Annotated in this window: 21 protein-coding genes and 4 pseudogenes; 20 read left to right on the top strand and 5 right to left on the bottom strand. The window is 35.4% G+C overall.

Annotated features, from left to right (window positions below):
• Position 1 precedes the first annotated feature (1 nt).
• Positions 2-622, bottom strand: a complete 621-nt coding sequence (lexA, locus tag DN394_RS26810; RefSeq protein WP_046958085.1) for a transcriptional repressor LexA — start codon at positions 620-622, stop codon at positions 2-4.
• 141 nt (positions 623-763) lie between these two features.
• Here lexA and DN394_RS26805 point away from each other — a divergent pair, with 141 nt between their 5' ends.
• Positions 764-1420, top strand: coding sequence for a YneB family resolvase-like protein (locus DN394_RS26805; protein ID WP_046956545.1), 657 nt, complete (start codon positions 764-766; stop codon positions 1418-1420).
• A gap of 45 nt (positions 1421-1465) precedes the next feature.
• Complete coding sequence (locus DN394_RS26800) at positions 1466-1705, top strand: DUF896 domain-containing protein (protein ID WP_001190582.1); 240 nt, start codon at positions 1466-1468, stop codon at positions 1703-1705.
• A 39-nt stretch (positions 1706-1744) separates the two neighbouring features.
• On the opposite strand, the gene DN394_RS26795 is transcribed toward DN394_RS26800, so the two are convergent.
• Positions 1745-3328 carry a bifunctional metallophosphatase/5'-nucleotidase gene (locus DN394_RS26795; RefSeq protein ID WP_149294416.1) on the bottom strand — a complete coding sequence of 528 codons (1584 nt, stop codon included), beginning with the start codon at positions 3326-3328 and terminating at the stop codon, positions 1745-1747.
• A 184-nt stretch (positions 3329-3512) separates the two neighbouring features.
• On the opposite strand from DN394_RS26795, the gene DN394_RS26790 reads away from it, so the two are divergent.
• From DN394_RS26790 to DN394_RS26710, 17 genes and pseudogenes are all read left to right on the top strand, one after another.
• The gene (locus tag DN394_RS26790; RefSeq protein ID WP_000915072.1) at positions 3513-4451 is read left to right on the top strand and encodes a phosphate/phosphite/phosphonate ABC transporter substrate-binding protein; all 939 of its coding nucleotides are present in this window, start codon (positions 3513-3515) and stop codon (positions 4449-4451) included.
• A gap of 84 nt (positions 4452-4535) precedes the next feature.
• Positions 4536-5309 (top strand): phosphonate ABC transporter ATP-binding protein, encoded by a 774-nt coding sequence (phnC, locus tag DN394_RS26785; protein WP_149294415.1) that lies wholly within the window; start codon positions 4536-4538, stop codon positions 5307-5309.
• Positions 5306-6100 (top strand): phosphonate ABC transporter, permease protein PhnE, encoded by a 795-nt coding sequence (phnE, locus tag DN394_RS26780; RefSeq protein WP_097918154.1) that lies wholly within the window; start codon positions 5306-5308, stop codon positions 6098-6100. The genes phnC and phnE (DN394_RS26780) overlap by 4 nt, the downstream gene beginning before the upstream one ends.
• Positions 6100-6219: pseudogene (locus DN394_RS26775) on the top strand (phosphonate ABC transporter, permease protein PhnE); the annotation flags it as partial. The gene phnE (DN394_RS26780) and the pseudogene DN394_RS26775, both read left to right, overlap by 1 nt.
• 640 nt (positions 6220-6859) lie before the next feature.
• Positions 6860-7991 (top strand): annotated as a pseudogene (locus DN394_RS26770) (RNA-guided endonuclease InsQ/TnpB family protein).
• A gap of 141 nt (positions 7992-8132) precedes the next feature.
• Positions 8133-8819 (top strand): annotated as a pseudogene (gene phnE, locus DN394_RS26765) (phosphonate ABC transporter, permease protein PhnE); the annotation flags it as partial.
• Positions 8820-8893: 74 nt separating this feature from the next.
• Positions 8894-9376: pseudogene (locus DN394_RS26760) on the top strand (coproporphyrinogen III oxidase).
• A gap of 223 nt (positions 9377-9599) precedes the next feature.
• On the top strand, positions 9600-11600 hold the full coding sequence (gene tkt, locus DN394_RS26755) for a transketolase (RefSeq protein ID WP_000019750.1): 2001 nt from the start codon (positions 9600-9602) through the stop codon (positions 11598-11600).
• A 156-nt stretch (positions 11601-11756) separates the two neighbouring features.
• Positions 11757-12197: a sporulation inhibitor of replication protein SirA gene (gene sirA / locus DN394_RS26750; RefSeq protein ID WP_000860645.1), complete on the top strand. Its 441-nt coding sequence runs from the start codon at positions 11757-11759 to the stop codon at positions 12195-12197.
• A 78-nt stretch (positions 12198-12275) separates the two neighbouring features.
• The gene (locus DN394_RS26745) at positions 12276-12497 is read left to right on the top strand and encodes a YneF family protein (protein WP_001123315.1); all 222 of its coding nucleotides are present in this window, start codon (positions 12276-12278) and stop codon (positions 12495-12497) included.
• A gap of 123 nt (positions 12498-12620) precedes the next feature.
• A complete protein-coding gene (locus DN394_RS26740) occupies positions 12621-14372 on the top strand; it encodes an ABC transporter ATP-binding protein (protein WP_048544175.1) in 1752 nt (583 codons plus the stop codon).
• Complete coding sequence (locus DN394_RS26735; RefSeq protein WP_097917406.1) at positions 14372-16135, top strand: ABC transporter ATP-binding protein; 1764 nt, start codon at positions 14372-14374, stop codon at positions 16133-16135. The genes DN394_RS26740 and DN394_RS26735 overlap by 1 nt, the downstream gene beginning before the upstream one ends.
• A gap of 132 nt (positions 16136-16267) precedes the next feature.
• Positions 16268-17317 (top strand): GH25 family lysozyme, encoded by a 1050-nt coding sequence (locus DN394_RS26730; protein WP_098150256.1) that lies wholly within the window; start codon positions 16268-16270, stop codon positions 17315-17317.
• Positions 17318-17526: 209 nt separating this feature from the next.
• On the top strand, positions 17527-18546 hold the full coding sequence (locus tag DN394_RS26725; protein ID WP_097994571.1) for a nuclease-related domain-containing protein: 1020 nt from the start codon (positions 17527-17529) through the stop codon (positions 18544-18546).
• Positions 18547-18552: 6 nt separating this feature from the next.
• A complete protein-coding gene (locus tag DN394_RS26720) occupies positions 18553-19119 on the top strand; it encodes a hypothetical protein (RefSeq protein WP_097917403.1) in 567 nt (188 codons plus the stop codon).
• Positions 19120-19338: 219 nt separating this feature from the next.
• The gene (locus tag DN394_RS26715; protein WP_000644411.1) at positions 19339-19485 is read left to right on the top strand and encodes a BC1881 family protein; all 147 of its coding nucleotides are present in this window, start codon (positions 19339-19341) and stop codon (positions 19483-19485) included.
• Positions 19486-19583: 98 nt separating this feature from the next.
• Positions 19584-20339, top strand: coding sequence for a sulfite exporter TauE/SafE family protein (locus tag DN394_RS26710; RefSeq protein ID WP_000974679.1), 756 nt, complete (start codon positions 19584-19586; stop codon positions 20337-20339).
• Between the two features lie 309 nt (positions 20340-20648).
• Here DN394_RS26710 and DN394_RS26705 read toward each other — a convergent pair whose 3' ends face one another.
• Positions 20649-20855, bottom strand: coding sequence for a DUF3903 domain-containing protein (locus tag DN394_RS26705; protein WP_046957703.1), 207 nt, complete (start codon positions 20853-20855; stop codon positions 20649-20651).
• A gap of 142 nt (positions 20856-20997) precedes the next feature.
• Between DN394_RS26705 and DN394_RS26700 the strand changes: the two genes are divergently transcribed.
• Positions 20998-21411, top strand: coding sequence for an NUDIX hydrolase (locus tag DN394_RS26700; RefSeq protein WP_000442959.1), 414 nt, complete (start codon positions 20998-21000; stop codon positions 21409-21411).
• 12 nt (positions 21412-21423) lie between these two features.
• On the opposite strand, the gene DN394_RS26695 is transcribed toward DN394_RS26700, so the two are convergent.
• Positions 21424-22101, bottom strand: coding sequence for an LrgB family protein (locus tag DN394_RS26695; RefSeq protein ID WP_000578955.1), 678 nt, complete (start codon positions 22099-22101; stop codon positions 21424-21426).
• Positions 22098-22463, bottom strand: coding sequence for a CidA/LrgA family holin-like protein (locus tag DN394_RS26690; protein WP_097917401.1), 366 nt, complete (start codon positions 22461-22463; stop codon positions 22098-22100). The genes DN394_RS26695 and DN394_RS26690 overlap by 4 nt, the downstream gene beginning before the upstream one ends.
• Between the last annotated feature and the right edge of the window lie 199 nt (positions 22464-22662).

Genomic DNA, 22662 nt, shown 5'->3' with positions numbered 1-22662 from the left:
CTTAATGTAAATCACGATATACGCCAATTACTTTTCCAATAACTGATACTTGTTTTAAAATGATAGGTTCTAATGAAGAGTTTTCCGGTTGTAGACGGAAATGGTCTTTTTCTTTATAGAAACGTTTAACAGTTGCTTCGTTATCTTCTGTTAAAGCGACTACAATTTCACCGTTGTATGCAGACTGTTGTTGGCGAACAACAACTAAATCCCCATCGAAAATACCAGCTTCAATCATACTATCTCCGGAAATACGTAACATAAATACTTGGTCTGCTCCAGCAACAATGCTAGCTGGAAGTGGGAAGTGATCTTCTACACTTTCAATTGCTGTAATTGGTAATCCAGCAGTAACTTTTCCGACAATTGGAACTTGAATAACAGATTGTGTCTCTGTATCCATTCGGTTGTCACCTAAAATTTCAATTGCTCGTGGTTTTGTTGGATCGCGTCGAATATATCCTTTTTCTTCTAGTCGTGATAAATGTCCGTGCACTGTAGAACTAGAAGCGAGGCCGACTGCTTGACCGATTTCACGTACGGAAGGTGGATATCCTTTTTCTTGCACTTTTAGCTTAATAAAGTCGAGAATGTCTTGCTGGCGTTTCGTTAACTTTTCCATGTTTTCTAACACCTCGTTTTCTTTCATTTTTCTTATTAATAAGTATAACATGCGAAAAAACATTCTACAAACATAAGTTCGAACGAAAGACGAATTTATGATACACTATAAGGAAAATATAGTGAGAAAGAAGGGTTCAAAATGAATGCAATTATTTATGCGCGTGTGAGCACAACAAAAGAAGAACAGGAAACATCATTATTGCGTCAAAAAGATGAATTATTGCATTTAGCTGAGCGCTATCAAATGAATGTTGTAAAGGTGATTGAGGAGCAGGCTAGTGGTTATACAATTGAACGTGATGGCATATTAGAAGTGCTAGATACAATTCGCGATGAACAAGTTGATGTACTTCTCATACAAGATGAAACGCGCCTTGGTAGAGGGAATGCAAAGATTGCATTAATGCACTGTTTACATAAAGAGGGAATAAAAGTATATACGCATACGCATAATGGAGAATTAGAACTCTCTGACTCTGATTCGATGGTACTAGATATAATTGGGATTGTTGAAGAGTATCAAAGAAAGATCCACAATTTAAAAATTAAACGTGGCATGCAAAGAGCGGTAGAGAAAGGATTTCGTCCAGAGAATAATTTGAAAAATCGTCATTTAAGTATAGGACGTGAGAAAAAAGAAGTGCCAATTGAGGAAATTGTACGTTTACGCCGGAATGAATTAACTTTTGAAGAAATTGCAGCAACACTTCGTGGTTTTGGTCATGATGTTTCAAAAGCAACTGTACATCGAAGATATGTAGAATATACAAAGCAATTGCTTGATAAAGAGGACTAACTATTGTATGATAATAATCAGTTTTGAGTAAAAGGGGGATTCGAGATGCAAAGTCACGAACTCATTGAACGCATTAACTTCTTAGCGAAAAAAGCAAAAGCTGAAGGTTTAACTGAAGAAGAACAACGTGAGCGCCAATCGCTACGTGAACAATATTTAAAAGGATTTCGTCAAAATATGTTAAACGAACTTAAAGGAATTAAAGTTGTTAACGAAGAAGGTACTGATGTTACACCGGCGAAATTAAAAGCTTTAAAAAAGCAAGATAATGCAAAATTAAACTAAAAGATGGGCGAAGCCCATCTTTTTTATTTATTATATCCGTTATTTAATAACTTTCCAGTTGTTATTGACGGTTGCTTCTATATTTTTGTGCTTCAATATATAGTTAGCGATAAGTTCAGACATATCTGTTGGTATGTCTTTTATTACGGGCTTATTTTGAAACATAAAGAAGTTCCCTCCGCCACTTGCGCGATAATTATTCATAACGACGTCATATTCTTCATTCATATGAAGTGGAGCGCCTTTATACTGTAAGGATTCTACTCTCTCGCCAATTGGTTTGGAAATGTTTAATACGTACGAAATTCCTTCCCACATATCGTAATTATAGTGTTGCGGCTTTGGTTCTATGTAGGTAGGGTTTACGATGATAGTTCCATCTGCTTTTAATATGAAATAAGAAGCAGAGAGTTCAAGGGCATCTTTTATATCCGCTCCAGTTATTCTAATTACTTTTAATGTATTTGGATAAATATAATTAGAAACGATGTCACGCATTGTTACGCGATTAGGGAAACCTGGAGATGTATTATGGAATAAGCTTGTACAAGAAATGGAAACATTAGCTATATCCATCTGTATTTTATTTATGAATTCAATAAAAGGATGGTCTTGCAAACGAGTTTGCATAGCATCTGAAATTTGCATGTCCCCATAGATTACTCCAATAGGTTGATCGAGCCAATTTTGTGTTTTTTCTTCATAATCGGCAACCAAGGAAAGAATATCTTGGTCAGCCTCAATTCCTTGTACGGGCAATAATTGTGAATAACTCTCTTTTTTTACCCATTTTTTTTCTGTTTTTTCGAATGTTACTGTTACTTTTCCAACGGAGTGTCCATTGCATCCAATCTGTAAAATTGTTACACCATTCATTACGGTGTGAGCGATTTCCCGGTGTTGGTGGCCTGTTAGTAAAATGTCTATACCTTCAATTTCATGGCACATTGCATATCCTTGGTTTTCACCTGTTAAAACTTCAGTCGGTACCCCAGTTTGTAAATCGCGTTCAAATCCCCCATGGTAGGCTACGACTAATAAATCGGGTTTCTCGTGTTCGCGAATGTAAGAAACCCATCTTTTTGTTGTTTCTAATGCATCTTCAAATTGTAAATCTTGAATGTGATGGGGTTGTTCCCAATTGGGAATGTAATGCGTTGTCATCCCTAAAATAGCAATTTTTATATTTGATTCAATATGTTTTATTATATATGGTTTCCCGAAATAAGGTTCTTTTCTGTTTTTATCTAAAATATTTGCTGATAGATACGGAAAGTTTGCAGTAGAAATAGCATTATTTAATATGTCCATTCCATAATTAAATTCATGATTCCCAATAACTGCAGCATCATAACGTAAATAGTTCGCTAATAAAGACATTGGATTTTTCTTATCTTCTTCATATGTAGCGTAATGATAAGTGAAGGGTGTTCCTTGTATTAAGTCACCGTTATCAATTAAAAGAACGTTTCTATTTTGGGAACGTTCTTTTTTTATAAGAGTAGAAATTTTGGCTAAACCAATTTCAGCTTGGGAGTTATCTTGGTAGTGAATTGGATAAACAGTGCCATGTATATCACTTGTTAATAAAATGTTTAAAGTTACAATTTGATTTGGATTCAATATCATTCACCTTTTCTATTGTTATCTACTAATTAAGCATATCAAATATATGAAGAGAATTTTAATGAGAATGTATAGAATGTGTAAAGATTCTGTAAATAAGCAATTGTACGTGAAAATGTGTGATATATTTCTTCATGTTTACGGAAGGCAATTTTATAACAACAAAATTGGAGGCATTAATATGTTGAAAAAAGTTTTTGCAATGAGTACGACAGTTGTACTAGCGGCGGGATTATTAAGTGGTTGTGGAACGAAAGAATCAAGTGCAAGTAAAACTGAAGATACGAAAAAAGGTTATGTACCGAAGACTTTAAATGTTCAATTTGTTCCTTCTCAAAATGCAGATACGTTAGAGGCAAAGGCAAAACCATTGGAAAAGTTATTAAGTGATAAATTAAATATTCCGGTAAAAGTTAGCATTTCAACGAATTACAATACAATTGTAGAAGCGATGGCGTCTAAGCAAGTAGATGTAGGTTTTTTACCTCCAACAGCGTATGTGCTAGCGCATGAGAAAAAGGCTGCAAACGTAATTTTACAAGCACAACGTTTTGGAGTAGATGATGAAACGGGAGCTCCTACAAAGGATTTAGTAGACTTTTATAAATCTGAGTTTGTAGTTAAGAAAGATTCAAATATTAACAGTGTAAAAGATTTAAAAGGTAAAAAAATTGGTTATCAAGATGTAACGTCATCAGCGGGGTATGTATGGCCTGCGGCTGTATTGTTAAAAGAGGGAATTGATCCGCTAAAGGATGTGAAACCTGTTACATTAAAAGGTCACGATCAGTCGCTGATTGCTCTTTTAAATGGTGATGTAGATGCATCTGTTGTATTCCAAGATGCTCGTAATATTGTGAAAAAAGATTATCCGAATATATTCGATCAAACGAAAATAGTGAAATTTACGGAAAAAATTCCAAACGATACGATTTCGGTACGTTCTGATTTAGATGCAGAGTGGAGTAAGAAATTACAGGACGCTTTCATTGAAATAGGAAAGAATGAGGAAGGTCACAAAATCATTAAAGAAGTATATTCACATGAAGGATATGTTAAATCTGATGATAGTAAATTTGATATCGTTCGTGAATATGGAAAGAAAGTAAAAACGCAATAATACATATGGAAATGGCAGCTAACTGGAAGGTATATGTTTCCAGTTAGTTTGCCATTTTGAATACATAGAAGGTAGGTAAGATGTGTGATAGAATTTCGAAATGTTTCCAAAATGTATCCGAATGGTACAAAAGGATTGAATAATATAAACTTGAACATTCAAAAAGGTGAGTTTGTTGTAATGGTAGGGCTGTCGGGGGCTGGAAAGTCTACACTTCTTAGATCGGTAAATCGCCTTCATGAGATTACAGAAGGAGAAATCTTGATTGAAGGTGAGTCTATTACTGCTGCGAAAGGAAAAGAATTACGACGCATGCGCCGGGATATTGGTATGATTTTTCAAAGTTTTAACCTTGTAAAACGATCAACGGTTTTGAAGAATGTATTAGCTGGGCGTGTTGGATACCATTCGACTTTTCGTACAACGTTAGGTCTATTTCCAAAAGAAGATTTGGAGCTTGCCTTTCAATCGTTAAAAAGGGTGAATATTTTAGAAAAAGCATATGCGCGAGCTGATGAATTATCAGGAGGACAACAGCAACGTGTATCGATTGCTAGAGCGTTGGCGCAAGAAGCAAAAATCATATTGGCAGATGAACCTGTTGCGTCGTTAGATCCGCTAACAACAAAGCAAGTATTAGATGATTTGAAAAAAATTAATGAAGATTTTGGGATTACAACAATTGTAAACTTACATTCTATTGATTTAGCTAGGCAATATGCGACACGCATTATTGGATTACATGCAGGCGAAATTGTTTTTAATGGTTCAGTAGAAGAGGCAACGGATGAAAAATTTGCTGAAATTTATGGAGACGTAGCGCAGAAAAGTGAATTATTAGAGGTGGCAGTTAAATGAATGACGCGACGATATATTCAAAATCGATACCGAAGCCGCCGAGTAAGTTGAAACATATGTTAACGGCTATTCTAGTCATTTTACTGTTGTGGGGAAGTAGTGTACAGGTCGACGCATCATTTTCAAAACTAGTAGTTGGTTTTCCTAATATGATTGATTTGTTAAAAGAGATGGTGCCGCCTGATTGGAGTTATTTTCAAGTTATTACAACAGCGATGTTAGATACAATACGTATGGCGATTATTGGGACGACTTTAGGAGCGATTTTAGCTATTCCACTGGCACTATTTGCGGCAAGTAATGTGTTTACTAGTACATTTTTGTACGGTCCAGCTCGATTGGTTTTAAATTTTATCCGAACGATACCAGATTTATTATTAGCGGCAATTTTCGTAGCTATTTTTGGAATAGGACCACTTCCAGGTATTTTAGCTCTTACTTTTTTCTCAATTGGGCTCGTGGCGAAATTGTTGTATGAGTCAATGGAATCGATTGATCCAGGTCCATTAGAGGCGATGACAGCAGTAGGAGCAAATAAAGTGCAATGGATTGTGTATGGGGTAATTCCGCAAGTGAAAGCACATTTTGTCTCCTATGTTCTTTATACATTTGAGGTGAACGTACGTGCAGCAGCTGTTTTAGGTTTAGTAGGAGCGGGTGGTATTGGGTTGTATTATGACCGTACACTTGGATTTTTACAATATCAACAAACTGCATCTATTATTATTTATACTCTTGTTATTGTATTGTTAATTGATTATGTAAGTACATTGTTGCGGGAGAAATTATAATGAGTAAAACGACGATAATTGTACCAAAACCGAAGAAACCGAGTGTGTATCGCTGGTTTATTTTTATAGCAATTACATTTGTTTATGTATGGGCTTTTTCAGGAGTCCCGCTAGAGGGTAACTAACTGTTACGATTTATTTAACCAATTATAACCAAAGTTAATTAAATATATCAGTAAGCCCTGCTAGTCAAGTGATTGGCTAGTAGTGAGGGTTAACTGCGGGCAATCCCTAAAGCTGATTGAACTACAACGTGGCTAGAAATGGTGAGCGTGAATGTTGCGAAAGCAGAAAAAATCAATCAGATGGTGCAAGGTTAAATCCTAAACACTAGAACAATGGGTCTTCCGCCTCGAATCATCTAAGTCAAAATGGATAAGATGAACGTTCAACGACTATCTCGTATAACTGACGAGAGTACATCACAAGCCTATGGTGATGGAAAAATCCTCTATCTCTAAAGAGATAAACATATAGTCTGCGCTCATGTGAAAACATGAGAAGTTCATAAGAGAACTGGCTAAGGAATTGCGCCCCTAGTTGAACGAGATAAATTTAATTAAATCTATCAAGTCTCATTGAATCTACCGAATCTATGCATCATGGTAAATTCAATGAGGTGAGAATAATAATGAAATTTTCACGAGTTAGTCAAGTATCGGAATTAACAGGTTTGTATCCTAGTAGTCTCAGGAGAATGCTGGTGGAACACGCTACGATTCAGAAGAACAAATCTTCCATTAAAAGAGTTACATTCTGATGATATTGGCGAAGAAAGTCAGACTGATTCCAACGCCTGAACAAGAAAAAATGCTTAGAAACCATGCTGGTGCCGCAAGATTTGCTTATAACTATTGTAAAAGAATGAGTGATAGATATTATAAGCTATTTGGAAAATCTGTTTCACAGTTAGCTTTACAGAAACGATTTACAAAGATCAAGAAGCGAAAGAATTATGAGTGGTTAAAAGACATCAATGCACAAGTTCCCAAACAGGCTTCAAAAGATTTTGATACGGCGAGAAAAAATTCGTTCAAAAAGTACAAAAATGGTTATCACACTTCTTATAAATCCAAAAAAGATTTAATCCAAGGATTTTATGCCAATTATGAAAGACTGACTATAGGAAAGAAAGTAGTTCATATGCAGTCCATTGGAGTAGTGAAAACAAGCCAACAACTACCAAGAAATAAAAAACCATCCAATCCAAGAGTTACATTTGATGGTCGTCACTGGTGGATGAGTGTAGGGTTCCAAGAAGACTTTGAATCACAAGAACTAACCGATGAGTTGATTGGTGTGGATGTTGGTTTAAAGAGCTGTTTGTAGCTTCTAATGGTACGAAAGAACGAAATATAAACAAAGATGCCAAGGTTAAAAAACTTTTGAAAAGGAAAAAGTCAGCACAAAGAGATATGTCTAGAAGATTTAAAAAAGGTGTGAAAATTCAATCTGCCGGATATGAAAAAGCTAAAATTGAGCACCTGCGGTTATCTAGGAAAATTACGAATATCCGAAATAACCATATCCATCAAGCAACAGCTACATTGGTGAAAACCAAACCAATGAGAATTGTTGTGGAAGACTTACCTATCTCAAACCTGTTAAAAAACAAAAAACTATCGAAAGCATTTTCCTTTCAAAAATTAAACTTCTTCTTTCAATGTTTGTCATACAAGTGCGAGAAGTATGGCATTGCGTATGTAAAAGCTGATAAATGGTTCGCCTCAAGCAAGATTTGCTCATGTTGCGGAGTAAAATATACGACCATTCAGTTCAACCAGAAGGACAGTGGAGTTTAAAAATACGTGAGTGGCGTTGTGTTGGGTGCAATAGCCATCACGATAGGGATGTAAGTGCGTCGATAAATTTATCAAGATGGGTAAAATAAATGCTTGATAATAGGAGGTAACGATACTGCCTTGTGTGGAGTGTTATACCCCTCGTCCCTTCGGGGTTGCGAGAACACGATGAAGCACTAACTTGTGTAAATTTGATTGAATTGTATAGATTTAGTTAAGTTTATCGTATCGGAATAAAGGATACGGCAGGAGAAATTACAAAAGCAATTATGACAGGTGTATTGAATCCAGATTGGTCGTATGTATCTTTGCCAGATGGTGAAGATTTATTACATGGCTTAATTGATACGTTGGCAATTGCGATATTAGGTACATTTATTTCTGCCTTTTTATCTGTTCCATTCGCTTTTTGGGCGGCAACGAATATGAGCGGTGGAAAATTAACGGCAGGAACTGGGAAATTTGTACTTAGTTTTGTTCGTACATTTCCTGAATTAGTTATGGCTCTTTTATTTATAAAAGCTGTTGGACCAGGCTCCTTTGCCGGAGTTCTAGCTTTAGGATTACACTCTATCGGAATGTTAGGGAAATTATATTCAGAAGGAATTGAAAATATAGATAAAGGACCGACGGAAGCGTTAATAGCTACAGGTGCGAATCGCTTTCAAATACTTTGGTATGCAGTATTGCCACAAGTATTACCGGATTTTCTATCGTATACGTTATACAGGTTCGAAATTAATGTACGATCCGCTGCTATTTTAGGTGTTATTGGAGCAGGTGGGATTGGTACGCCTCTAATTTTTGCACTGAGTTCACGCAATTGGTCTCGTGTGGGTATTATTTTATTGGGTATTATTTTAATGGTAATTATCATTGATTTTATTTCAAGTTCGATACGGAAGAAAATTGTATAATTTATTTTAAGCACCTATAAAAGGTGCTTTTTTATATAATAAGAATAATAAATGTGAGCAATAGGGGGGATAATTTGGCTTTACAGCACGAGTTTGTATTTGTTTCGAATGAAGAAAAAGGGTTGGATTTTATAGGTATAGATTGGATTGAACTTTGTTTTCTATATAAAGAAGAGGCAACGATAGATGAGTGTGTTGTATTAAGTGATGAGCTAATCGTATATCTATTAGATTTTACCCATTGGCTTCCGACTTATTATCCAGCGAAAAGAGCAGAAGGATTTGGAATTCACTATTATGGTATTACGAAAATAGAACAGCAAGGGGCAGTGATAGCAGAACAGTTATTTTGTTCGCTAGTTAACATGTTTTCTCTAGCGCCAGAAACAATCGAACTGACAGGGCAGTTTCAATGGGAAAATGATAATAATACTGATGGAGAATATGAAAGATACGTATTTGATTGAGATAAATTATGCCAAGATTTAAATTCTTTTATTCGTTTGCTTTGCAGAGTGAAAAATGGGGAAGGATATATTTTGCATTATGGAATTTGAAAATGATGAATAAATATACAGATAATTCCCTTTCTTTTTAAAATAAAAATAATGAAAAAGTATGTCATATTGAATACCCATACATTCCCGAAATCATTGATTTTTTTATGAAAAACCAAAAAAATATCAACATATTTGTCGATACATGTTGTATAATCTTGCGTGGGAAGCTATCATATAAATGTATAAAACGTTTACTAATATAAGCGAAGGGAAGAATAGCATGTCACATTCAATCGAACAACTTTCTATCAACACGATTCGCACATTATCCATCGATGCGATTGAAAAAGCAAACTCTGGTCACCCAGGAATGCCAATGGGTGCAGCACCAATGGCTTATACATTATGGACTCAATTTATGAAACACAATCCAAATAACCCAACGTGGTTTAACCGTGATCGTTTCGTATTATCTGCAGGTCATGGTTCAATGTTACTATACAGCCTACTTCACCTATCTGGTTATGATCTAACAATGGATGACTTAAAGAACTTCCGTCAATGGGGAAGCAAAACTCCAGGACATCCTGAGTACGGTCATACAGCAGGTGTAGACGCAACTACTGGTCCACTTGGACAAGGTATTGCAACTGCTGTAGGTATGGCAATGGCTGAAAGACATTTAGCGGCTAAATATAACCGTGATGCGTATAATGTAGTAGATCATCATACATACGCTATTTGTGGTGATGGAGATTTAATGGAAGGCGTTTCTGCTGAAGCATCTTCATTAGCTGCTCATTTACAATTAGGTCGTCTTGTTGTGCTTTATGATTCAAACGATATTTCATTAGATGGCGATTTAAATCGTTCATTCTCTGAAAGTGTAGAAGATCGTTACAAAGCATACGGATGGCAAGTAATCCGTGTTGAGGATGGAAACGATATTGAAGCTATCGCGAAAGCAATCGAAGAAGCGAAAGCTGACGAAAAACGCCCAACGCTAATTGAAGTAAGAACGACAATTGGTTTCGGTTCTCCAAACAAATCAGGAAAATCAGCTTCACATGGTTCTCCACTTGGTGTAGACGAAACAAAATTAACGAAAGAAGCATATGCTTGGACTGCTGAGCAAGACTTCCATGTAGCAGAAGAAGTATATGACAACTTCCGTAAAACTGTACAAGATGTTGGTGAAACTGCGCAAGCAGCCTGGAACACTATGCTAGGTGAATATGCACAAGCATATCCAGAATTAGCAAACGAATTACAAGCGGCAATGAATGGTCTTCTTCCAGAAGGTTGGGAGCAAAACTTACCAACTTATGAATTAGGATCAAAAGCAGCAACTCGTAATTCTTCAGGTGCTGTAATTAATGCAATTGCAGAGTCTGTACCATCATTCTTCGGTGGATCTGCTGACCTTGCTGGTTCTAACAAAACATACATGAATAACGAAAAAGACTTTACAAGAGATGATTACAGCGGAAAAAACATTTGGTACGGTGTACGTGAGTTCGCAATGGGTGCAGCAATGAACGGTATTGCACTACATGGCGGTTTAAAAACTTACGGTGGTACGTTCTTCGTATTCTCTGACTATTTACGTCCAGCAATTCGTCTTGCAGCATTAATGCAATTGCCAGTAACGTATGTATTCACACACGACAGTATCGCTGTTGGTGAAGATGGTCCAACACATGAACCAATCGAGCAATTAGCAGCGCTACGTGCAATGCCAAATGTATCTGTTATTCGTCCAGCTGATGGTAACGAATCTGTTGCAGCTTGGAGACTAGCTCTAGAATCTACAAACAAACCAACTGCTTTAGTATTAACTCGTCAAGACCTTCCAACATTAGAAGGTGCAAAAGAAGATACGTATGAAAAAGTAGCAAAAGGTGCATATGTAGTTTCTGCAAGCAAGAAAGAAACAGCTGATGTAATCTTACTTGCATCTGGATCTGAAGTAAGTCTAGCTGTTGAAGCGCAAAAAGCGTTAGCAGTAGACGGCGTTGACGCAGCTGTTGTCAGCATGCCATCTATGGATCGCTTTGAAGCTCAAACAGCTGAGTACAAAGAATCTGTATTACCAAAAGCAGTAACAAAACGTTTCGCAATCGAAATGGGTGCTACATTCGGATGGCACCGTTACGTAGGTCTTGACGGAGATGTGTTAGGTATCGATACATTCGGTGCTTCTGCTCCTGGTGAGAAGATTATGGAAGAGTATGGATTTACTGTAGAGAACGTTGTTCGTAAAGTAAAAGAAATGCTTTAATGATTTTAGAAAAATCTCTCCGGCATGGAGAGATTTTTCTATGTAAATGAGTTTTTTCGACAGAAAAAGTTTTTTATCTCTCCGCAGTCAGACAATCATTGCAAAATTTCTTCTATATAATGAAGGGAAAAGGTTGTCCAGATTGGGAGGCGAAAGATGAAAACGTATGAATTGTATTTAATTCAAGAGGATATTGCGAAAGCTTACTTTGGTCGTGAATATTTGTTTTTTGATTTATTTGCTAGATTTTCAGAATCTGGGTCCCTTTCGGAGAAAAAAGTGTTATATAAACAAATGATGTATATAACGATGCCATTACAAGTAATGAAAATTCACCATAAATTAGAACAAGCTTTGCGCGTTCTTGGTAAATATGATCGAACACATCATACACATACACTTTATACAGGAGCGGAATACGGCGAAATAATGGTGAAACCGCACTATATTCGCATGAATACCTCTGGAAACGTTTCTATGGAAACGACTTTCTTTGAGGTGTTAAGAAAGTGTGAATTAACATTTTTAGCTATGGATTATGAAAATACAAAGTACGGATGGTTGAATCCTCTAAAACAAGTACGAACATATGTGTAAAAAATGTCGAATTGTATCTTGTCTTATTGAAAAGGTTTTAGTACACTGTAAGGTAGACAACATGAAGGAGGAAAATATATGCCAATTTGGTTAGGTATTCTAGTGGGCGTAGTAGCACTAGTAGCAGGCGTGGCGTTAGGATTTTTCATTGCCCGCAAATACATGATGAACTACTTAGAAAAAAATCCACCAATTAATGAACAAATGTTAAAAATGATGATGATGCAAATGGGACAAAAACCTTCCCAAAAGAAAATCAATCAAATGATGAGCGCGATGAATAAGCAACAAACGAAATAAGCGCTAAAAGACACTCGCTAAGAGTGTCTTTTCTTTTTGTTAGTTATGTAGTTTAAAACTTTTAAAAATTCAGTATTCTTGGTAAACTGAAAACATCGCTCATTTTAAGGGAGGAGGATAAAAATGAAGGTATTTATTAATTTAGCGTGGTTTTTTAAACAAGAAAAACGAGCGTACATAATCGGAATTATTATGTTATTTGGTGTCGCGCTTCTTGAACTTGTAGCTCCGAAAGTACTAGGTATTGTAGTAGATGAAATTAATAATGGAACATTAACATCTGAAAAATTGTTGAAGTGGGTTATTCTGTTAGTAGTTGTAGGGATTACTATGTACATATTACGTTATTTATGGCGTATTATGATTTTTGGATCTTCGTTAAAACTAGCCCGTCAATTACGAAAGAATTTATATGAACATTTTACAAGGATGAGCCCATCTTTCTATCAATCACGTCGTACGGGTGATTTGATGGCGCATGCGACTAATGATATTCAGGCGATTCAACAAACTGCTGGATCGGGTGTTTTAACACTTGTTGACTCATTAGCGGTTGGGGGATGTGTACTCGTAGCGATGGGTTTTACAATTAGTTGGAAGTTAACATTGTTAAGCTTAATTCCAATGCCGATTGTAGCGATTTCGACAAATTATTATGGAACGTTATTACATAAAAGGTTTCATAAAGCGCAGCAATCGTTTTCAGAAATCAATGATAAAGTGCAAGAGAGTATGAGTGGGATGAAGGTAATTCGATCACTTGGACAAGAGAAAGAAGATTTACAAGCATTTCGAAAAAAATCAGAAGATGTTGTACATAAAAATATGTTAGTCGCACGTATTGATTCGTTGTTTGATCCAACAATCTCTCTTATCGTTGGATTTTCTTTTTTAATTGCAGTGTGTTACGGGTCAGTATTAGTTGTGAGGGGTGAATTAACTGTAGGTGATCTCGTTACATTTACAACGTATTTAGGTACCCTCGTTTGGCCAATGTTAGCCTTTGGATGGTTGTTTAATATTATGGAGCGTGGGCGTGCTTCGTATGACCGTGTAGAAAAAATTCTCTCGCAAAAATCAGATGTAGTAAATAGAGAAGATGCTGTACATAAAGTAGCAAGCGGTGATGTTACATTTGCGGTCGATTCATTTTCATATAAGAAAAATGAACTGTTACAGCTAATAGATGTTCACTTTGATTTGAAGAAGGGTGAGACACTAGGCGTTGTCGGACGTACAGGAGCAGGGAAAACGACTTTATTAAAATGTTTAATCCGTGAGTATGATCATTTTAGTGGTGAATTAAAAGTTGGGGAGCGGGATATTCGCGATGTAACACTTTACGGTGTCCGTTCTGCCATTTCATACGTGCCGCAAGATCATTTTTTATTTTCAGCGAGTATTGGGGAGAATATTGCCTTCGGAAAGGCGGATGCTACATATAATGAAATAACCCGCGCTGCAGAGATTGCTTGTATTCATAATGACATCCTCCAATTTTCAGAAGGGTATGAAACGGTAGTGGGAGAAAGAGGCGTTTCGTTATCTGGAGGTCAAAAACAGAGAATCTCTATTGCACGTGCTTTATTAACGAATGCGGAAATTTTAATTTTAGATGATTGTTTATCAGCGGTCGATGCAAAAACAGAAGAAACGATTTTAAATGCATTAAAGAGGGAAAGAGCAGGAAAAACAACGATTATTACTGCTCATCGTTTAAGTGCAATTCAACATGCCAATCTTATACTTGTTGTGGATGAAGGCAGAATTGTGCAACGAGGTACACATGAACAATTAATGAAAGAAAACGGTTGGTATAAAGAAATGTACGAGAGCCAGCAGTTAGAAGCATTAGTCGAGAAAGGTGGCGTATGATGACCGGGAAGAAGCGGAGTGATTTAAGTAGATTACTTTCTTATATGAAGCCATATAAAAGGTTACTATCTTTAGCATTTATCTTTTTAGTTGGTGCAACTGTAACTGAAATGATGGGTCCTTTTTTAATTAAACAATTTCTTGATGAACATTTAGTACCACGTAACTTTGATCAATCAGCACTTGTTACTCTATTTGTAGTGTATCTTATTGCTCACTTATTAAAAGTATTATTTACTTATTTAGACTTATTGTATTTTCAAAATATCGCTTTTAAAATTGTTCAAGATATGCGTGTTGAAGTATATAATCATGTTCAAAAGTTGTCATTAAGTTTCTTTGATCGTACGCCGATTGGTACGCTTGTATCGCGCATAACGAATGATACGGAAGCAATTAAAGATTTTTATGTCAGTGTATTATCCACATTTGTCAAAAATGTAGTCTTTTTAATAGGTATTTTAGTAGCAATGTTTTTATTAAATGTAAAACTAGCGCTATTTTCTCTCGTATTAATTCCGATAATGTTTGCAATTATGGTGCTATATCGCCGGAAGAGTGCAGCCTTTTATTTAGAAGTACGTAATCAATTAAGCGTGTTAAATGCAAAGTTGAATGAGTCCATTCAAGGAATGAATATTGTTCAAGTGTTCAGACAAGAAAAGCGTATGAGAAAAGAGTTTGAAGAAGTGAATAATAAACATTATAGTGCAGGGCGACGGACGTTAAAGTTAGACGCGTTACTTTTACGCCCAGCAACGGATTTAGTTCATATTATAGCAATTGCGTTAGTACTTGGTTTATTTGGAATTGATGCGCTGAAGAGTCCTGTTGAAGTAGGTGTCTTATATGCGTTTGTTAACTATATACATCGTTTCTTCCAGCCTGTAAATGAGATGATGATGAAATTATCATTTTTCCAACAGGCACTTGTTTCATCATCACGTGTATTTCATTTAATGGATGAGAAAGATTTAGCACCAGTTCAAAAAGGAGATGGAAATCCTCAAGTCGTTAATGGAGAAATTGAATTTAAAAATGTTACTTTTTCGTATGATGGAAAACGTGATGTTTTAAAAGATGTATCTTTTCACGTGAAACAAGGGCAAACGGTGGCTTTCGTTGGGCACACTGGTAGCGGAAAAAGTACCATTATGAATTTGTTAATGCGATTTTATAATATTAAGTCCGGAAATATTGTAATAGATGGTGTAGATTTAGAGGAATTTGAAGAAAGAGAAATTAGAAAGAAAATAGGACTCGTATTGCAAGATGCATTTTTATTTGCGGGAAATGTAAAACAAAATATTCGTATGTACAATGAAGAAATTACGGATGAAGAAGTAAAAGAAGCGGCACAATTTGTGCAAGCGAATACGTTTATTGAAAAATTACCAGAACAGTATGAAACGGAAGTAGTAGAAAGAGGAGCTGCATTTTCTAGTGGTCAACGACAATTAATTGCTTTTGCTAGAACGATAGCAACGAATCCGAAAGTATTAGTATTAGATGAAGCAACAGCTAATATTGATACAGAAACAGAAGAGGCGATCCAAACAGCATTACAGCAAATGCGAAAAGGGAGAACGACTATAGCAATTGCACACAGATTATCTACAATTCAAGATGCAGATCAAATTTTTGTTATGCATGATGGAGAAATAGTAGAAAGAGGAACACATCAAGAATTACTGAGTGAGCAAGGGTTGTATTATAATATGTATTTACTACAAAATAAAGGAATTTTACAAAAGGCCTTGTAATTACAAGGCCTTTTTACTTTGTTTATAAAATATGTTTGCTCTCAATGTCGATAGTATAAACGTCGTGACCCTTTATTAAAGTTGTACATATTGTATGTATACGAAATGAAAAAAATTGATAGGAGCTTTTATATGCAAGATAGATCTAGTTCAAATATTACGTTTATCGATGTGTCTCATTGGGAAGGGAACATTGATTGGAATGCAGTGAAGGGATCGGGTATTTCAGCGGCGTATGCAAAAGCGACAGAAGGTGTGAATAATCTTGATCCTACTTTGGTTCGAAATGTACAAGCAGCGCGAAATGCGAATGTATTAATCGGTGCATACCATTTTGCACATCCAGAACTAAATGATGCAATTTCAGAAGCGAAACATTTTGTGAACATATTACAAAGCAATCAGACAGACTTAATACCAGTTTTAGATTTAGAATCACCGATAGATCCGAGTAATAGTAATTTAACTGGTACTGCTATATCTAATTGGGCAAGAAGTTTCATAAATTATGTGAAACAGGCTACTGGAAAAGATGTCATGTTATATACAGGAGTTTGGTATATTAATGAATTTGGAATTAACGGATTAAGTGATATTCCACTTTGGATTTCTAAATACTCTAGTACGCCGCCTGCTGATGCTGGTGGATGGACAGAGTGGACAGCATGGCAATACACAGATTCTGGTCAAATTTCAGGTGTAGTAGGAAACTGTGACGTATCAGCAGCGGTTTCATTAGAAGCTTTGCAAGGAAATGGAACAAATGGTGGTGGAAATGTTTCTCCACCTAGTACTGCTACTGCAGTCTACGGCGTTGCTGTAATTAAAGGCGATAATGTAAATTTACGGAGTGGACCATCTTTACAATCTAGTGTAATTCGCCAGCTAAATAGAGGAGAATCGTATGAAGTTTTGAGTGAACAAGATGGTTGGCTTGCTTTAGGTGGAAACGAATGGATATACTATGATCCAAGTTACATTCAGTATAAACATTATGTGGCGACTATTACTGGTGATAATGTGAATCTGCGGGATGCTCCATCATTAAATGGAAATGTTATAAGACAGTTACATCGCGGTGAGGCTTATAGAGTATGGTGTAAGCAAGATGGTTGGCTTGGTTTAGGTGGAAATGGCTGGATATACTATGATTCAAGTTATATTCAGTATGGTGTACAATAAAATGCACGTAAAAGGTATCTCGCCTGAGATTCCTTTTATTCTGCTATTTGCGGGCAACCTGAAACAATCAGTGGGGAATGAGAAAAATCGCTTATTAAAGTCTCTCTTCATTAAAAATATGTAATTTTTACAAAGTGTATATTGAAAGCATAGTATAATATATTGGATGTTTATAAAAATAAATGAAAATGGAATAAAGGAGTAAGGATATGGATTATGTGCTAATAGGTGTGATTTTATTATTATTAGCTGTAGTATTCGTGCTGTTCTATAAAAATAAACAGCTAGAATCAGAGAGTCAGCAAGTAGAATTTGAAAAGAAACAAGCAATTGAAACGTATGAAACTGAAATTGCAGCTACAGTTACAGAGCATAAAGAACAACAAAATACATTAAAAAATATGGAACAGAAGAAATACAATGATTTACAAATAAGTGCAGCTAGAGAACTTGAAAATATGCGTATGATGAAAAATCAATTAGCTATGCAACATAGTAAAGAACGAAGTGAAATACAAGAGAAACATAGTAACGAAATACACATGTTTCAAAAGTTAATTGCAAATTTGCGAGAGTATACGAAAAATGGAGCTGAAGTGAATACACACGAAACATTACATTATATGAAGCGTGGATTCGTAGAACAAGGCATAATACTAGACAATGAATTTCATATTATGCCGAATGTTTTTATTAAAAGTCAGCACGGAGGAAATGATTTTCGCATTCATCATCTTGTCTTAAGTAAAACGGGTATGTATCTACTTGAGACGAAAGAATGGACAGGGAAATTAATTCATGGCTTAACGAAAGAAAATGCTAGTATATATTCATTTATGATTGATGAAATTGGCAAGTATCAACAAGAAGTAGAGAAAGAAGAGACGTTTGAATGTATTACAGGTGAAGATTCATTAACGATACAAGTAAAAAATGAAGGGAATCCAGTATATAGAGCGAAGAAACTATCCCATATTCTATACAATTGTTTGAAAGAAATACAAGTTGATATTGTAAAGGAAAACGTAAAACCGATTGTATATTTTTATAATGAGAGTGGGAAAGAAGTGCTAGATCTGTCTGAAGAAAAAACGCCGAGATTAAAAGATAGAGAGCAAATTGTAATGTTCTTTAGAAATGAGATCTTAACAGGGAAAGTAATATATACAGATCAAGAGTTAGAAAAACTTCGAGAAATCATTAATCGGATGAATTATAAAATGAATTAAAAAGAGGTGGGCTTTCTGCGTGCTATATTAAGGGGTATTTTGTATGTTTATGTTTGTTTGTATATACTAATGTATCTTGCGTTTATTTACATTATCGATATAACTCATACGTTATTAAGTGTAAAGAGTATTTTTGTAGTAATCATGCCATTTGCTTTATTAATCATGATTCAAAAATCTATCTTATATGTTTCTAAAAATCGTAATGAAGAAAAGAAGCAAATGTCGGGAGTATTAATAGTAGCACTCATTCCGTTAATAGTGTGTACTGCACAATTAAGTATGAATACATACACTTCAAAGTTTAATCAAAATCGGTGGTTACATGCTGAAGAGAAACGGGTACATATGGTAGATGATCTAATGCAAAAATATAAATTAACAGGGAAATCAAATGAAGAAATTACAAAATTATTAGGAGCACCTACTGAAACGAGAAATGGAGAAGAAGGGATTACCACTTCGTACTATCTTGGAACTGAACGTGGCTTTATTTCAATAGATAGTGAACAGCTTGTTTTACAATTTGATAGAAATAGTAGAGTTATGAAATATGAGATACTAAGAGATTAAATAAATTTAGAGAGAAGCTATATGTTATAGCTTCTTTTTTATTTTTCAATATGTTACAGAAGGGAGAGAAGGATTTTGAAGGGAATAAGGAATGAAAGCGGAGGTGATGCATATATATGGATGCATTGGGTTGTTTTTATCTCGATATTTGCGGGCAATAAGACTCCCACTTCAAAGTTTCACTTTATCATATTGTATAAATGAAAAGGAGGTAAGACGGTGAAAGCAATCCCGACTGATGTCCTGAGTAAAGAATTAATGGAAAGAGAAGGAGTTATATCTATTACAGTAAAGGAATTTGAAAAGATAGAAGTAGCTGGAGTAGTAGTCGCTGGCCCTGCAGTTATTTTGATTAATCAAGATTAAGTACATATTATTGAAATAAAAAGCATCCATCTAGGATGCTTTTTATTTGTATGCAAGGAAGAATATGATGGATAATTGCTTTACTGGAGGGAAAGTCTGTGGCAATTATTATAACGATGTTAGTAATGGGAGTTTTATTAGGATTTGTTGGAGCAGGGGGAGCTGGTTTTATTATTGCAATACTCACTTTAGTATTCCGCATTCCTATTCATGTTGCGCTTGCAACGTCTTTAACTGCAATGGCATTTACGACATTATCTGGGGTTATAAGTCATTATCGTGAAGGAAATGTTGTAGTTACTATAGGAGGGATTGTTGGTGGATGTGGAGCACTTGGTTCTTATATTGGTGCAAAGCTTGGTTCACTTATACCACCGCATCTTCTTCATTGGTTTACAGCTGGGATGTTATTTTTATCTGCAATTTTTATGTTTGTTAAATTAATTAAGTTTCAAAATAGGGAAGAACTACTTTTAGCAGAAATTAAAGATTTTTCGAAAGACAATATAATGAAATGTATATGTCTCGGATTAGTCACTGGAATGATGGCTGGTTCATTTGGGATTGGTTCTGCACCATTTATTCAACTTGGATTAATGGTTCTATTAGGATTAACAATCCAGCAATCTGTAGGAACAACAATGCTTGTCATATTGCCGATTGCGATTGGAGGTGGGCTAGGATATAGTTCAGAAGGCTACCTAGATTATATACTGTTATTGCAAGTATTAATTGGCACGATGTTAGGAGCGTATATCGGGGCGAAGTTTACAAATTATGCACCACGTATGCTTTTGAAGCTTTCAATGATTATGACACCAGTTGTAGCTGGATGTATGTTATTGATGGAATAAAAATAATATAGCAAACTAATATGTTTTACGAATGAATTATGTAAGTAATTCATATTTCCCATATAAAAGGATTTGCTTTAATATAATGATTGTAAAGTTCGAGTATTCGAAGTACTACTTGAATTATATCCCTATCCCTTTTCTAAAAATGCGAACAAGTTTTGCCCTATTCTATTCAATAATTAATTGCATAGAAATATATTGTTCGATGACCATTATGGAACGTACATAATGGGAAAATCCCGATCCTTAAAGAGGATGCCCCTAATCTTCATGTGAAAATATGATCGGATAAGAAAGCTGACCAATTTATGGTCGGCTTTCTTTTTGTTCAAAAGTTATTTCTTCTTTAATTTCTGTTTGCAATAATAAAGCTTTTCCGAAACGACGTTTACATTCCGCACGAACTTTTTCAATGGCTAGTAGCTGAGTAGTGGCGGGAACTGTTACGATAGCTTGGCGTGATTTTCGATTTTCTTCACAAAAGACACATTCCACAACATATTTAGAAATCATATTTTCATCCTTCCGTTTTTAATTTCTAAGAAGGGATTGTCTATGAAGTTAATGTGATTTTTCGTCATTAGTTTACTTTTTTCCTCCTTTTTCAAGGAGAAAATGATAAAGAAGGTGAATTTTTGTAGGGGGAGGGATGTATATGGAAAGATGGATAGGTTGTGCAGCAGTATGTATAAATGAAAAAAATGAAGTTTTAATGGTGTTGCAAGGGCAAAAGGGTGAAGAAAAAAGGTGGTCTGTTCCAAGTGGAGGGCTTGAAAAGGGAGAGACACTAGAAGAATGTTGTATTCGAGAAGTTTGGGAAGAAACAGGTTACAATGTGGAAGTTGTAAATAAAATATACGAAAAAGAGGGTATTACATACGGGGTTCCTGTATACGTTCATTATTATGTCGTTAAAAAAATAGGCGGTAGTATGAAAATCCAAGATCCTGATGAGTTAATACATGAAATTGCTTGGAAGAGGATAGATGAAATGAAGGAATTAACGCTATCTTTCCCGGAGGATTATGAGGTTTTAAATAAATATATAAATAAAAAAGCAAGTGTTTAAACACTTGCTTTTTCAATGTATCCACGACAAGAAAAGCGGAACGATAACTAAACTAGCTCCTGCTGTTAAAAGCATAGATAAACTTGCAATGGTTCCTTCTACAGGGCCGATTTCGAATGCTTTTGATGTACCAGTTCCATTTGCGCTAGTGCCTAACATAATGCCTTTTGCGAGCGCTGTTTTAATACGGCATATACGTATGAGAGCAGGTCCGAGCAATGCTCCTGTTAACGCAGTTAAAACAACAAATACAGCTGTTAATTGTGACATACCACCGATCATTTCTGAAATGGCCATTGCAATTGGTGTCGTTACAATATGAGGCGCTAAACTATGTTCTAACGATGAATCAATTTGAAAATAATTAGCTAGTAGTGCTGAAGTAATAACTGATAAAAATGAACCGACAATGACATTAAGTAAAATAGCTATTCCATGTTTCTTGAGTAAATCAAAGTATTTATAGATTGGCCATGCGAAAGCAACTGTTGCAGGCTTTAATAATTCTGTTAACCATTGACCACCTGTTTCATATGTTTCATAAGGTGTGTCTAGTCCGAGTAATAAAGCAATTAAAATAATAGGGCAGACGAGAAGAGGAGAAAGTAAGCTCCAATTCCAGCGTTGATACATTTTCTTCGATATCCAATATGTGAATAGTGTTAATAGTAAACAAAGAAAGCCGATCATTGTGTTGATCCTTTCCGCTTTAGTAGCAATTCTGTTAGGAGTCCTGTAGCGAGAGTGACACAAAGTGTACTAATCATAATAATTAAAATGATATCGATTCCATATTGTGATAGTGTATCTTTGTAGCGTATGATAGCGACTGCAGAAGGAATGAAAAATAAAATAAGTTCTTTTAATAAAAAGTCTGCTCCGTCCTGTATCCACTCTTTTTTCACTAGGTTAAATTTTAATGAAATTAACAATAAAAAAATACCGATTATACTTCCTGGAACTGGGAGGTGTGCCTGTTTTGCAATCCATTCACCTGTCCAAGCGAAACAAAATAATAATAAAATTTGTCCGCCTAATTTCCACCATTTCATACAGTACCCACCTCTTTCTTTTTTTACATAAAAATTGTAAAAAAGAATTAACAATTTCTACTATACGTTCATTCGAAAAATTTGTCTAATATATAAATTATATGTTATTAATATATTAGATGTATTAATTGAAAGTGAAAAGGGTGTCCAAAATGGAATTACGGCATTTGCAATATTTTGTTGTAGTGGCAGAGGAGTT

It is taken from the genome of Bacillus sp. BB081 (assembly GCF_008368895.1).
Lineage (GTDB): Bacteria > Bacillota > Bacilli > Bacillales > Bacillaceae_G > Bacillus_A > Bacillus_A wiedmannii.
The sequence above is the reverse complement of the archived record's forward strand: the minus strand, read 5'-3'. Positions and strand labels throughout refer to the sequence as shown.

Coding starts and splice junctions, on each gene's coding strand:
- DN394_RS26690 (WP_097917401.1), bottom strand. CDS start 22,463: ATGAAATGGTGGAAATTAGGCGGACAAATTTTATTATTATTTTGTTTC.
- sirA (WP_000860645.1), top strand. CDS start 11,757: ATGAAAACGTATGAATTGTATTTAATTCAAGAGGATATTGCGAAAGCT.
- DN394_RS26705 (WP_046957703.1), bottom strand. CDS start 20,855: ATGATTTCTAAATATGTTGTGGAATGTGTCTTTTGTGAAGAAAATCGA.
- DN394_RS26805 (WP_046956545.1), top strand. CDS start 764: ATGAATGCAATTATTTATGCGCGTGTGAGCACAACAAAAGAAGAACAG.
- DN394_RS26700 (WP_000442959.1), top strand. CDS start 20,998: ATGGAAAGATGGATAGGTTGTGCAGCAGTATGTATAAATGAAAAAAAT.
- DN394_RS26745 (WP_001123315.1), top strand. CDS start 12,276: ATGCCAATTTGGTTAGGTATTCTAGTGGGCGTAGTAGCACTAGTAGCA.
- DN394_RS26790 (WP_000915072.1), top strand. CDS start 3,513: ATGTTGAAAAAAGTTTTTGCAATGAGTACGACAGTTGTACTAGCGGCG.
- DN394_RS26695 (WP_000578955.1), bottom strand. CDS start 22,101: ATGATCGGCTTTCTTTGTTTACTATTAACACTATTCACATATTGGATA.
- DN394_RS26730 (WP_098150256.1), top strand. CDS start 16,268: ATGCAAGATAGATCTAGTTCAAATATTACGTTTATCGATGTGTCTCAT.
- tkt (WP_000019750.1), top strand. CDS start 9,600: ATGTCACATTCAATCGAACAACTTTCTATCAACACGATTCGCACATTA.
- DN394_RS26740 (WP_048544175.1), top strand. CDS start 12,621: ATGAAGGTATTTATTAATTTAGCGTGGTTTTTTAAACAAGAAAAACGA.
- DN394_RS26725 (WP_097994571.1), top strand. CDS start 17,527: ATGGATTATGTGCTAATAGGTGTGATTTTATTATTATTAGCTGTAGTA.
- lexA (WP_046958085.1), bottom strand. CDS start 622: ATGGAAAAGTTAACGAAACGCCAGCAAGACATTCTCGACTTTATTAAG.
- DN394_RS26800 (WP_001190582.1), top strand. CDS start 1,466: ATGCAAAGTCACGAACTCATTGAACGCATTAACTTCTTAGCGAAAAAA.
- phnE (WP_097918154.1), top strand. CDS start 5,306: ATGAATGACGCGACGATATATTCAAAATCGATACCGAAGCCGCCGAGT.
- DN394_RS26735 (WP_097917406.1), top strand. CDS start 14,372: ATGACCGGGAAGAAGCGGAGTGATTTAAGTAGATTACTTTCTTATATG.